Origin of the sequence: Nonomuraea sp. NPDC003560, assembly GCF_042878785.1 — a bacterium.
Taxonomy (GTDB): Bacteria; Actinomycetota; Actinomycetes; order Streptosporangiales; family Streptosporangiaceae; genus Nonomuraea.
Genome location: NZ_JBIAOF010000001.1, coordinates 185763 through 198072 on the forward strand (window position 1 = coordinate 185763; position 12310 = coordinate 198072).

Genomic DNA, 12310 nt, shown 5'->3' on the forward strand with positions numbered 1-12310 from the left:
CACACCCTAACGGGCCGGTCAGAGGGTGTTCGCGCTGGTCGGCTAGGCTGCGCGGATGAACGTCGACCTGCTGGTGCACCAGGCGTGGCCGGCCTACGAGCAGCGTGCCCACGACGGCTGGGTGCTGCGTTCCGCCGGCGGCGTGACCAAACGGGCGAACTCGGTGCTCGCCCTGAATGCCCCCGCCGACCTGGACGCCGCGATCGGCGCCGCCGAGGCGTTCTACGGCGAGCGGGGACAGAGCTGTGCCTTCTCCGTCGGCCCCGGCACCTGGTCCGGCCTGGACGCCGAGCTGGCCCGCAGAGGGTACGAGCTGGTCGATCCGACGGTCGTCATGGCCGGGTCGCCGTCGGCCGAGCCGCGCGGCCCGGTGCGGATCGAGGACCATCCATGGCCGGAATGGCTGGAGACCTGGTGGTCCGTGGACGGCCGGTACGGCGCCGGCCTGGAGGAGGCCGCCCGCATCTGCACCGGCGTGCCCGCCTGGTACGGGGCCGCCGAGGAGGACGGCGTGCCGGTGGCGGTCGGCCGGGTCGTGCCGCAGGGGGGCACGGCGGGGATCTTCTGCATGGCGACGTTGCCGCGGGCCCGGCGGCGCGGGCTGGCCCGTACGGTGCTGCGCGCCCTGACCAGGCATGCCGGGGCGAAGAACGCGTACCTGGTCACCACCGAGCCCAACCACGGGGCCCAGGCTCTGTACCGCAGCGAGGGTTTCCAGACCATCGGCCGATACCACTACCGCGTACGAACACCATGACCTGAGCCGTACGACCAGCCTGGACCACAGGCGTGTGCACGGCCCGAACCACGCCGCGCGCGGAGGGCCTTGGCTCCGGCGCCCAAGCGGCCCTCTGACCACCGTGCGGGGGCCCGGTACACGACAGGCACGGCCTGCGCCCCGCCTCCGCCCGCGCTCTGGATCTGCGTGCACGTGTGTCCAGGGCCGCCGCCTGCGTGCGCCCGGACATCGCCTGCGTGTGGCCTGATTCACCGCCTGCGTGTGCCCTGGACCACCGTCTTCGTGCAACCCGGCGACCGCCTTTGCGCACCCAGCCCTGCCTGTGCGCGGTCTGGCCGCTACGTGCGTGTGACCTGAACCATCGCTTGCGGGCGCTCAGGCCACCGCCTGGACGGGGTTGAACGCAGAACGGCGATCCCGGCGTGGTGTGCCGGGATCGCCGAACTGGCCGTGCAATATGTGGTTATGTGATCACAACGAACACGTCAGCGGTCGTCGTTGGGGTTCATTGATGGGGTTTCGCTGAGGCGAGCCGACTCGTCCAGGATGTCGGCGCCCTTTTCGCGCAGCGCTGCGACGTGCTGACGCCCATGGTGGGCGCAGAACAGCAGCTCCCCACCAACAGGCAGGGTCGCGCGAATGTAGGCCTGGGCGCCGCAGCGGTCGCAGCGGTCGAGGGCCGTCAGCGGCTTAACGGGGGCGAGAGCTCCAGTCACGTATCGCCTTTCGGGTCACCCCCGCCGAAGCGAGGATCTGGCGTCAGTCACTTGAGACAACATCTAACCGGACGTGGACGTTCCCAACCTCCGCCTCGCTACGCCCAGAGCAGAATGTGTCCGAAAGTAATGGTGATCAGCCGGTTGGTAACGGCAAACGTGTCGCCATGGCAAGCTTGTACGCGCGCCTGAGGGAAGAACGGTAGGCTACGCACACGTGTTCGATGCTTAGACCAGGGGAGCAAGAGTGACGGTAGTGGAGGCGGGTTACACAGCTCGTCACCTGTCGGTGCTTGAGGGCCTCGAGGCCGTACGCAAGCGGCCGGGCATGTACATCGGGTCCACCGACAGCCGCGGGCTCATGCACTGCCTCTGGGAGATCGTGGACAACGGGGTCGACGAGGCCCTGGCCGGCCACTGCGACCGCATCGAGGTCGAGCTCTACGCCGACGGCTCCATCGAGGTGCGGGACAACGGCCGCGGCATCCCCGTTGACATCCATCCCAAGACCGGCCTGGCCGGCGTCGAGCTCGTCTACACCAAGCTTCATGCCGGCGGCAAGTTCGGCAGCGGCTCCTACGGCGCCTCCGGCGGCCTCCACGGCGTGGGCGCCTCCGTGGTCAACGCCCTGTCCTCCCGGCTCGACGTCGAGGTCGACCTCGACGGGCGGGTCCACGAGATCAGCTTCAGGCGCGGCGTGCCCGGCGTCTTCGACGGCGACGGGCCCACGGCCAAGTTCAAGAAGAAGTCCGGGCTGCGGATCGGCGGCAACCTGCCCAAGAACGTCACGGGCACCCGTGTGCGCTTCTGGGCCGACAAGCAGATCTTCCTGCCCGACGCCGAGGTCTCGCTCGACGAGATCCACGTGCGCCTGCGGCAGACCGCGTTCCTGGTGCCCGGCCTGACCCTGGCGGTCTTCGACAGCAGGGGCGAGGAGCGTACCGGCGAGGAGTTCCGCTTCGACGGCGGCATCTCCGAGTTCACCGAGTTCCTGGCCCGCGACGAGCCCGTCTGCGAGGTGCTGCGGCTGCAGGGCGTGGGCCACTTCCACGAGACCGTGCCGGTCCTCGACGACCAGGGCCACATGACGCCCACCGAGGTGCAGCGCGAGCTCACCGTCGACGTGGCGGTCCGGTGGGGCAAGGGTTACGAGTCGACCGTGCGCTCGTTCGTCAACGTGATCGCCACGCCCAAGGGCGGCACCCACCTGACCGGTTTCGAGCGCGGCCTGGTCCGCACGATCAACGAGCTGCTGCGCGAGACCCGGCTGCTGAAGAGCGGCGACGACCCGGTCAACAAGGAGGACATCTCCGAGGGGCTGACCGGCGTGGTCACCGTCCGGGTGCCCGAGCCGCAGTTCGAGGGGCAGACCAAGGAGGTGCTCGGCACCTCCGCGGCCACCCGCATCGTCTCCCACGTGGTCTCGCGCGAGCTCAAGGAGCTGTTCGCCAACCCGCCGCGCGGGTTCAAGCAGCCGCTGCGGGCCGTGCTGGAGAAGATCGTCGCCGCCGCCAAGGCCCGCATCGCGGCCCGTGAGCACCGCGACAACCAGCGGCGCAAGAGCGCCCTGGAGAACTCCGCGCTGCCCGCCAAGCTGGTCGACTGCCGCAGCGACGCCGTCGACCGCAGCGAGCTGTTCATCGTCGAGGGCGACTCCGCGCTCGGCACGGCCAAGCTGGCCCGCGACTCCGAGTTCCAGGCGCTGCTGCCGATCCGCGGCAAGATCCTCAACGTGCAGAAGGCGTCCGTGAGCGACATGCTCAAGAACGCCGAGTGCGCCGCGATCATCCAGGTGGTGGGGGCCGGGTCGGGGCGTTCGTTCGACATCGAGGCGGCCCGCTACGGCAAGGTCATCCTCATGGCCGACGCCGACGTCGACGGCGCGCACATCCGCTGCCTGCTGCTCACCCTGTTCCACCGCTACATGCGGCCGATGGTGGAGGCCGGCCGGGTGTTCGCGGCCGTGCCGCCGCTGCACCGCATCGAGCTCACCAACCCCGGGCGCGGCAAGGAGAAGTACATCTACTGCTACTCCGACGCCGAGCTGCAGAAGGTCCTGCGCGACCTGGAACGGCGGGGCAAGCGCTGGAAGGACCCGGTGCAGCGGTACAAGGGCCTGGGGGAGATGGACGCCGACCAGCTCGCCGAGACCACGATGGACCCGCGGCACCGGGTGCTGCGCCGGGTGCGCATCGAGGACGCCGAGGGGGCCGAGGCCATCTTCAGCCTGCTCATGGGGAGCGACGTGGCGCCGCGACGGGAGTTCATCGTCAGCAGCGCGGCCGAGGTCGACCGCGACCACATCGACGCCTGAGCCTGGAGGCTCTCACCCGGGGTCACGCCCCTGGCCCCGGGTTTCGCTGACACCGGCTCAAGCAAGGGCCCAGATTTCCGGGGGCCTTGCGCCCATGTCCGCGGCGCTACCCTGCTTCAACCTCGTTGACAGGACACCATCGGGTCGCAACGCGATGCCGGGCTTCCGCGATGGCCTCCCATGTGTCCCCGACCGTAAGACGGGCGCGTGTCATGGGGCTGCGCCCTGGCCGGGCTTCGGCGGGCCACCGAATGTCATGTCACCGCGCCTCAATTTGGCTCCTGGGCGCTCAAGGTGCGTCATCGGGCCAGGCGATGTTGGGTACGGGAGGACGCCGGATTCCGGGTGTCATCGGGCCAGGGCGACGCCGGGCTCACGAGGACGCCGGATTGTAGGGGCAACGGGCTCAGAGCGGGCACCGGCTCAGGGGGACATTCAGGGCCTCGGAACGCCCCCGGGCAGCAGGGTTTCTGGCCCAAAGAGGTGTGGGGTTGGCGCGCGGGCTGGCTTGAGGAAGTCCTCATGGGAGGTCGGCGCGGAGCTCCCGGCCGGGGCGCGGGCGCTACACGTTTGGTAGGGCGAAGGGCTGCTTGGCAACCCCGGCGACCCGGTCTCGAAGGGTTCTGCCCCGGTCGGAAGGGCCTGTCGCTCCCGCCGCCAGACGGCCCGCCCTGGCGGCACGCTGGTCACAGGGCGTTCAGGGGGCGCTTGCGGTGATGCGCTCTCTGCCGCACGTGGTCTTTCGCAGGCAACTCGGTCTCGCCCGCCACCGACGGCTCGGCCGGATGGGATGGGCTTCGGTTGCAGCGCAGCGCGCCTTGGGTTCTGTGCCGGCTGCGGAGATGTGCAGCGGGTATGGGCCGCTCGGGCCCGTTCATGGTTACGCCTAAAGCCCCGACCGGGGTAGTGGGCGCGTCGGCTTGGGGCGTCACCCGGAACCTGCGCCGCTTCGGTGTGCCCGCGCAGAACGTGGGAGCCAGTCATCGCGGTGGCCGCTGGAAGGCGCGCTTGGGAGATCGAGGGCCTTGCACCAGCTTCGTTGACCGGCGTCGCACCGGACGGGCACTGGCCCCAAGGCCCTCAGGGCTCAGGTAGGGCTCTGAGGCCAACGGCTGGGGCTGGGGCGCTCCTAGGGCTTTCTGGCGGCTCCTGGGGCCCTGTGGCGGCGTTGGTGGGCGCGCTGGCGGGCCTCTAGGTGTTGCGGTGCAGCGAGGTGCACGGTGGGCCGCCCGCATGAGGGGCCCGAGAGGAGGCATGAGGGGCCCGAGAGGAGGCATGAGGGGGAGGGTGGCAAGTCGGGGAGCGAGGTAGGGGCCTGGGCCTGGTGCCCAGCAGCGGGATTGCATGTGGGGCTTGAGTGCTCATGGCGCATAGGCCCTGCTGGTGGGGATGGCTGCTTCTGGGACTGGCAATTCCCCGGTCCCGGGCTCGGTTCTGGGCTCTTGGTCGGCTTCTGTGGTGGGTGGGGGTTCCGGCCTGCTTCGTGCTTCCCTCCTTGTGGAGGGTAAGCGTCAATTACCTAGTGTCATCCACGGGTCGGCGGGGTACGGGCGGGACGCAGCCGTTTCGCGGATTACCTCCTCGGACGAGCCCTGCCAGATCCCCCCACGAAGTTCACGGCCCCGATGGGCGGGGGGAGAGGAACGGCGATGGGGGTGACCGCGGGCGCGGCGGTGGATCTGGGGGCGGCGCGCATGCAGATGGCGTTGTCCCTCGGCTGGCACATCATCATCGCCTGTCTCGGCGTCGGCATGCCCGCCATCACCCTGCTGGCCGAGTGGCGCGGGCATCGCACCGGGGACAACAACTACCGGCTGCTGGCGCGACGCTGGGCCAGGGCGCTCGGGGTGCTGTTCGCGGTCGGCGCGGTCTCGGGGACGATCCTGTCGTTCGAGATGGGCCTCCTGTGGCCGGGCATGATGGGCGTGTACGGCGAGGTCATCGGCCTGCCGTTCTCGCTGGAGGGCATCGCGTTCTTCGTCGAGGCCATCTTCCTCGGCATCTACCTGTACGCCTGGGACCGCCTGCGTCCCGTCCCGCATCTGCTGACCGGGATCCCGATCGTGCTGGCGGGGGTGGCCAGCGCGTTCTTCGTGGTCGCCGCCAACGCCTGGATGCAGCAGCCCACCGGGTACGAGGTCGCGGGCGGCCGGATCGTGGCCGTCGATCCATGGGCGGCGATGTTCAACCGGGCCACGCCGCCCCAGACCGTGCACATGATCCTGGCGGCGTTCATGGTGGCCGGGTTCCTGATGGCCGGCGTGTACGCGGTCGCCATGCTGCGCGGCCGGCGCGACCGCTACCACCGGCTCGGCCTGCTGCTGCCGCTCACGGTCGCGGCGGCCGTCACGCCCGTGCAGATCGGCGTCGGCGACTGGGCCGCGCACTTCGTGGCCGAGTACCAGCCGGTCAAGCTGGCCGCCATGGAGGGCGTGTTCCGTACGGGCCGGGGCGTGCCGCTGCACCTGGGCGGGGTCGCGGTGGACGGCGAGCTGAAGTACGCCCTGGAGATCCCCTACGGCCTGTCCCTGCTGGCCCACTGGAACCCGCACGCGGAGATCGCCGGCCTGGAGCAGGTGCCGCTCGCCGACCGGCCGCCGGTCAACATGGTGCACTGGGCGTTCCAGATCATGGTGCTGGTGGGCTTCGGGCTGCTGCTGCTCGGGGCCTGCCTCGCGCTGTCCTGGAAACGGCGGCGTGACCTGCCGGAGTCCCCGTGGTTCCTGCGCGCCGCCGCGCTGTCGGGCGTGGCCGCCGTGCTGGCGCTGGAGAGCGGCTGGGTGGTCACCGAGGTCGGACGCCAGCCGTGGATCGTGTTCCGGGTGATGCGCACGGCGGAGGCGGTCAACCCCGCGCCGGGCCTGGTGTACGGGTTCGCGCTGGTCACGGCCGTCTACGTGGTCCTGACCGTGGCCACCGTGTACGTGATGCGCCGTCTGTCCCGCGACGTGCCGGTGCCGCTGGCGCCGCAGGAGCCCGACGTCACCGGCTACAAGGTCGTGTGACGATGCCGCTGCCGCAGATCATGCTGGCCGTCCTGTGGATCGGGCTGACGGCGTACGTCCTGTTCGGCGGCGCCGACTTCGGCGGCGGCGTCTGGGACCTGCTGGCGGGCGGCGCCGAGCGCGGCCGGCGGCGGAGGGACCTGGTGGAGCACTCCATCGGCCCGGTCTGGGAGGCCAACCACGTCTGGTTGATCTTCGTGATCGTGCTGGCCTGGACCGGCGTGCCGTCGGTGTTCGCCTCGGTCGCCTCCACCCTCTACATCCCGCTCACGCTGGTGGCGCTGGGCGTGATCGGGCGCGGCGCGGCGTTCGCGTTCCGCAAGGTCTCCTCGCGGCTCTGGCAGCGGCGGCTGTTCGGCGCCACCTTCGCCTTCTCCTCGGTGGTGACCCCGTTCTTCCTCGGCGCCGCGGCGGGCGGCATCGCCTCCGGCCGGGTGCCGCCCGGCGTCGCCAAGGGCGACCTGGTCGGGAGCTGGGTCAACCCCACGTCGATGGCGGTCGGCGCGCTGGGCGTCGGCACGGCCGCGTACCTGGCCGCCGTCTACCTGACCCGCGACGCCCAGCGCGGCGGCCAGGAGGACCTGGCCGAGGAGTTCCGGCGGCGGGCGCTGGGCTGCGGGGCGGTGGTCGGCGTGCTGGCGGCGGTGAGCCTGCTCGTGCTGCGCGCCGACGCGCCCGCCCTGTTCGCCGAGCTGACCACCGGCCGCGCCCTGCCGCTGCTGGCGCTGTCGGTGCTGGCCGGGCTGGCCTCGCTGGTGCTGCTGTGGCGGCGGGCCTATCTGGCGGTACGCCTCAGCGCCGCGCTGGCCGTGACCGGGCTGCTGTGGGGCTGGGGCGTGGGGCAGTATCCCGTGCTGCTCCCCGGCCTCACCCTCGACCAGGCCGCGGCCACCGACGCGGTGCTGGCGGCCAGCCTGGGCTCGCTGGCCGTCGGCGCGGTCCTGCTGGTCCCGTCGTTGTGGTGGTTGTACGCCACCTTCCAGCGCGAGCGCGGCGAGATCAGTCGCCGACCGGCGTGAGCAGGCCCGTGCGCACGTCGTAGATCGCGCCCGTCACCGGCATGTCGGCGGGCAGGAACGGGGTCGTGCGGATGCGGGTGAGGTCGTGGCGCAGCGCCTCGCCCTGGTCGGGGACGGTGTGGAACTCCAGGCTGCGGGTGTCGACCCCGCGGGCGCTGGTCAGGTCGTGCACGTCGGCGTCCGTCACCTTGGTCATCCCGCAGTCGGTGTGCGGCATGACCAGGACGCGCTCGACGCCCAGCAGGTACACGGCGAGGACCAGCGTGCGCAGCACGTCGTCGGTGACCCGCGCGCCGGCGTTGCGCAGGATCTTGGCGTCGCCGGGCTGCAGGCCCAGCAGGCCCAGCGGGTCGATGCGGGAGTCCATGCAGGTCACCACGGCAAGCCCGCGGGCTGCCCGGCCGGTGAGCCCGGAGTCGCCGAAGTCCTTGGCGTACTTCGCGTTGGCGGCATACAGGTCGTCGAACGCAGTCATGCCTCAGATCTTCCCTTACGTCCCAAAGATGATGCTTTCCGGGGTGGCGACTGGCGCGAGTTCCCGAAGGTCCCACGAAAATCACTCACCTTGCGTGATGATGTCGTCACCATCTGTACGTCGTCGAAGAAGGTCAGTCGTGAGTAGGTCCGAATCGCTCGCCGCGTATCTCCGCGCTCAGGCCCGGCGCCGCCTCGACCGTGTGGAGTCCAACGACGACGGGCGCAACGCCAGATGCGCGCTGGCCCTGCTCGACACCGCCGCGTACGCCGCCGGCCTGCCCGAGGACGACCCGATCATCCTCATGCTCGACCAGGCGGGCTGCTACGGGCCGCTCGGCTGCGAGGAGTTCGACCCTGGGGAGGCCGGCGTCCGGCTGATCCGGTCGTGGACCGGCGGCGAGCCCCACGAACTCCTGCTCGCCCTGCCCGCCGCCATCGAGGCCGCCGCCTCCGCCTGACCGCGTTCAGGCCGCGGTCAGGCCCTGTTCAGGCCGTGGGCTCGTTCCCGGGCCGCCACTTGATGCCGCAGCCGATCGAGGCGCGCTGCTCGGCCGGGACGGGATCGCCCGCCAGCAGCGCGTCGACCGCCGCGCGCAGCGAGGAGCCCGTCACCGGGACCGAGTTGCCCGGGCGCGACCCGTCGAACTCTCCCCGGTAGACGAGCCGCAGGTCGCCGTCGTAGAGGAAGAAGTCGGGCGTGCAGGCCGCGCGGTAGGCCTTGGCGACGTCCTGGGTGTCGTCCAGCAGGTACGGGAACGGGAACCCCGCGCGCCGGGCCTGCCCGGCCAGGTGTGTGGGATCATCGTCGGGGTAGTTCACGCTGTCGTTGCTGCAGATGCCCACCACCGACAGCCTGGAGCCGTAGCCCGCGGCCAGCGTGCCGAGGCCCGTCTCGATGTGCCGTACGTAGGGGCAGTGGTTGGACAGGAAGACCACGAGCGTGGCGGGAGAGCCCTTGAGGTCCGCGAGCGAGACGCTGCCGCCGTCGATGGCGGTGAGGTCGAAGGCGGGCGCGGGAGTGCCCAGGGGAACCATGAACGAATTGGCAGCCATGACCCCCATTCTCGTCGGCCGGGACGCCGGCGAAACAAGTCCAGGAGGTGAATGATGGCCGGCATCGCGGAGTTCCGCACGACGGTCCTCGACTGCCCGGAGCCGCGGGCGCTCGCCGAGTTCTACTCGCGCCTGCTCGGCTGGCCCGTCACGTACGAGGACGACACCTGGGTGGTCGTCGAGGACGGCGGCTCGCCCAAGCGCCTGGCCTTCCAGCGCGTGCCCGGCCACCGGCCGCCGACCTGGCCGGAGGGCGATCGGCCGCAGCAGCTCCACATCGACGTCACCGTCACCGACATGGACAAGGCCGAGCGGCAGGTGCTGGAGATCGGCGCGACCAAGCACGAGCGGCAGCCGAGCGAGGACGACAGCTTCCGGGTCTTCCTCGACCCCGCCGGCCACACGTTCTGCCTCTGCCGCGACTGACCGGACACCCGCCCCGCGCAGGCGGGGCGGGCCTCCGTGACGCCGGTCAGCCGGGGATCACTCCTCGTCGGTCGCCGGCGGCGCCGGCGCGTCGGCCTGCGGCCCCGCGGCCAGGGCGCCGCCGACGGCGCCGATGGTGTGGGTCAGCCGCACGCCGGAGCCGTCGCGGCGGCCGATCTCCTCCGGCAGCGGCACCGGCTTGCCCACCGCCGACACGGCCTTGGCGGGCGCGGGGCCGGCCCAGGCGAGCAGCAGCTCGTCCTCGCCCTTCAGGAACCGCTGGGCCCGCACGCCGCCGGTGGCCCGGCCCTTGGCAGGGAACTCGGCGTAGTCGGAGACCTTGCCGCCCCCGACCTGCGTGCCCGGCAGCGCCGTCGAGGACCCGGCCACGGTGACCACCTGCGCCGGACGCGAGGGGTCGACCACGCCGAACCAGATCACCCGGGCGCCGCCGTCGAGCCGGATGCCGGCCATGCCGCCGGCCGGACGCCCCTGGGGGCGCACCAGCGAGGCCGGGTAACGCAGGAGCTGGGCGTCGGAGGAGATGAAGACCAGGTCGTGGTCCTCGGAGTCGAGCTCGGCGGCGCCCACCACGGTGTCGCCGTCCTTGAGAGTGATCACTTCGAAGTCGTCGCGGTTGGCCGGGTAGTCGGGCACCACCCGCTTGACCACCCCCTGGGCCGTGCCGAGCGCCAGCCCGGGGCTGTCGGGGTCGAGCGAGCCGAGGCCCACGACCTTCTCGTCGGGCTGCAGCGAGACGAACTCGGAGACCGGATGGCCGCCCGACAACGTCGGCGGGTTGGCCGAGGGCGGCAGCGTCGGCAGGTCGACGACCTGGACCCGGATCAACCGGCCCAACGACGTCACCACGCCCACCTCGCCGCGTACGGACGTGCGGGCCACCGACACCAGCACGTCGTGCGCCGAACGGTCGCCCTCACCCGCCAGCGGAGCCGCGTCGGAGGTGCGGGCCAGCAGCCCCGTGGAGGACAGCAGCGCCCAGCACGGGTCGTCGGCCACCTGGAGCGAGGCCACCGGCGTGCGGGCCACGCCCGGCGCCTCCAGCAGCACGGTACGGCGCGGCGTGGCGTACTTCTTGGCCACCTCGGCCAGCTCGCCCGAGACCACCTGCCGCAGCTTCGCCTCCGAGGACAGGATCTCGGTGAGCGCCGCGATCTCCTCGCTCAGCGTCTGCTTCTCCTGGTCGAGCTCCAGCTTGTCGAACCGGGTCAGCCGGCGCAGCGGCGTGTCGAGGATGTAGGCGGCCTGGATCTCGGTCAGGTCGAAGACCTCCATCAACCGGGCGCGGGCCTGCGCCGAGTCGTCGGAGGAACGGATGACCTGGATGACCTCGTCGATGTTGAGCAGCGCGATGATCAGGCCGTCGACCAGGTGCAGGCGCTCCTCGCGCTTGCGCCGGCGGTACTCGGACCTGCGCCGCACGACCTCCAGCCGGTGGTCGACGTAGACCTGCAGCAGCTCGCGCAGGCCGAGCGTGCGCGGCTCGCCGTCGACCAGGGCGACGTTGTTGATGCCGAAGGTCTCCTCCATCGGCGTGAGCCGGTAGAGCTCCTCCAGGACGGCCTCGGGGATGAAGCCGTTCTTGATCTCGATGACCAGGCGCAGGCCCTTGTGCCGGTCGGTGAGGTCCTTCAGGTCGGCGATGCCCTGGAGCTTCTTGCTGGTCACCAGCTCCTTGATCTTGGTGACCACGCGCTCGGGGCCGACGTTGTAGGGCAGCTCGGTGACGATGATGCCCTTGCGCCGCGGCGTGATCTGCTCGACCGCGCACCTGGCCCGCATGCGGAACGTGCCGCGCCCGGTCTCGTAGGCGTCGCGCACGCCCTGGAGCCCGATGATCGAGCCGCCGGTCGGCAGGTCGGGGCCGGGCACGAACTTCATCAGCTCGTCGAGCGTGGCGTCGGGCTTCTTGATCAGGTGGCGGGCGGCGGCCACGACCTCGGCGAGGTTGTGCGGCGCCATGTTGGTCGCCATGCCGACCGCGATGCCGGTGGTGCCGTTGACCAGCAGGTTGGGGAACGCCGACGGCATGACCGTGGGCTCGGTCTCCTGGCCGTCGTAGTTGGGCTTGAAGTTGACGGTGTCCTCGTCGAGCGACTCCACCATGAGCATCGCCGCCGGGGCCAGCCTGGCCTCGGTGTACCGCATGGCGGCCGGCAGGTCGTCGGGGGAGCCGAAGTTGCCGTGGCCGTCGACCAGCGGCAGGCGCATCGAGAACGGCTGCGCGAGGCGCACGAGGGCGTCGTAGATGGCGCTGTCGCCATGGGGGTGGAGCTTGCCCATGACGTCGCCGACGACGCGGGAGGACTTGACGTGGCCGCGCTCTGGACGCAGGCCCATCTCGCTCATGGAGTAGAGGATGCGCCGCTGCACCGGTTTGAGGCCGTCGCGAGCGTCGGGCAGAGCCCGCTGGTAGATCACCGAGTACGCGTACTCGAGATAGCTCTTGCGCATCTCGGAGGAGACGTCGATGTCGACGATCCGCTCCTCGAAGTCCTCAGGCGGGGGTGCAGTCGTACGTCGGGCCATGTCGAACATTG

Annotated in this window: 10 protein-coding genes; 6 read left to right on the plus strand and 4 right to left on the minus strand. The window is 71.1% G+C overall.

Going from position 1 to position 12310, the window contains the following annotated elements; genetic code table 11:
• Positions 1 to 55 precede the first annotated feature (55 nt).
• The gene (locus ACFYUV_RS00900; RefSeq protein WP_387663627.1) at positions 56 to 757 is read left to right on the plus strand and encodes a GNAT family N-acetyltransferase; all 702 of its coding nucleotides are present in this window, start codon (positions 56 to 58) and stop codon (positions 755 to 757) included.
• A 467-nt stretch (positions 758 to 1224) separates the two neighbouring features.
• Here ACFYUV_RS00900 and ACFYUV_RS00905 read toward each other — a convergent pair whose 3' ends face one another.
• On the minus strand, positions 1225 to 1455 hold the full coding sequence (locus tag ACFYUV_RS00905; protein WP_125639804.1) for a hypothetical protein: 231 nt from the start codon (positions 1453 to 1455) through the stop codon (positions 1225 to 1227).
• A gap of 247 nt (positions 1456 to 1702) precedes the next feature.
• Between ACFYUV_RS00905 and ACFYUV_RS00910 the strand changes: the two genes are divergently transcribed.
• The 3 genes from ACFYUV_RS00910 to ACFYUV_RS00920 all read left to right on the plus strand — a co-directional run bounded on the left by ACFYUV_RS00910 (position 1703) and on the right by ACFYUV_RS00920 (position 7793).
• Positions 1703 to 3769 (plus strand): DNA topoisomerase IV subunit B, encoded by a 2067-nt coding sequence (locus tag ACFYUV_RS00910; protein ID WP_352327648.1) that lies wholly within the window; start codon positions 1703 to 1705, stop codon positions 3767 to 3769.
• A gap of 1649 nt (positions 3770 to 5418) precedes the next feature.
• Positions 5419 to 6774 carry a cytochrome ubiquinol oxidase subunit I gene (locus tag ACFYUV_RS00915; protein WP_387663629.1) on the plus strand — a complete coding sequence of 452 codons (1356 nt, stop codon included), beginning with the start codon at positions 5419 to 5421 and terminating at the stop codon, positions 6772 to 6774.
• A gap of 2 nt (positions 6775 to 6776) precedes the next feature.
• A complete protein-coding gene (locus tag ACFYUV_RS00920) occupies positions 6777 to 7793 on the plus strand; it encodes a cytochrome d ubiquinol oxidase subunit II (RefSeq protein WP_387663631.1) in 1017 nt (338 codons plus the stop codon).
• Here the strand turns inward: ACFYUV_RS00920 and ACFYUV_RS00925 are convergent.
• Positions 7774 to 8268, minus strand: coding sequence for a carbonic anhydrase (locus ACFYUV_RS00925; protein WP_358284263.1), 495 nt, complete (start codon positions 8266 to 8268; stop codon positions 7774 to 7776). The two genes, ACFYUV_RS00920 and ACFYUV_RS00925, sit on opposite strands and share 20 nt — an antisense overlap.
• 139 nt (positions 8269 to 8407) lie before the next feature.
• Between ACFYUV_RS00925 and ACFYUV_RS00930 the strand changes: the two genes are divergently transcribed.
• Complete coding sequence (locus tag ACFYUV_RS00930) at positions 8408 to 8728, plus strand: hypothetical protein (protein WP_352357718.1); 321 nt, start codon at positions 8408 to 8410, stop codon at positions 8726 to 8728.
• Positions 8729 to 8756: 28 nt separating this feature from the next.
• Here ACFYUV_RS00930 and ACFYUV_RS00935 read toward each other — a convergent pair whose 3' ends face one another.
• A complete protein-coding gene (locus ACFYUV_RS00935) occupies positions 8757 to 9323 on the minus strand; it encodes a thioredoxin family protein (RefSeq protein ID WP_358284265.1) in 567 nt (188 codons plus the stop codon).
• A 51-nt stretch (positions 9324 to 9374) separates the two neighbouring features.
• On the opposite strand from ACFYUV_RS00935, the gene ACFYUV_RS00940 reads away from it, so the two are divergent.
• Complete coding sequence (locus ACFYUV_RS00940) at positions 9375 to 9749, plus strand: VOC family protein (protein WP_387663634.1); 375 nt, start codon at positions 9375 to 9377, stop codon at positions 9747 to 9749.
• 57 nt (positions 9750 to 9806) lie between these two features.
• On the opposite strand, the gene ACFYUV_RS00945 is transcribed toward ACFYUV_RS00940, so the two are convergent.
• Entirely contained in the window at positions 9807 to 12299 is a 2493-nt protein-coding gene (locus tag ACFYUV_RS00945) for a DNA topoisomerase (ATP-hydrolyzing) subunit A (protein WP_387663636.1), read from the minus strand.
• Between the last annotated feature and the right edge of the window lie 11 nt (positions 12300 to 12310).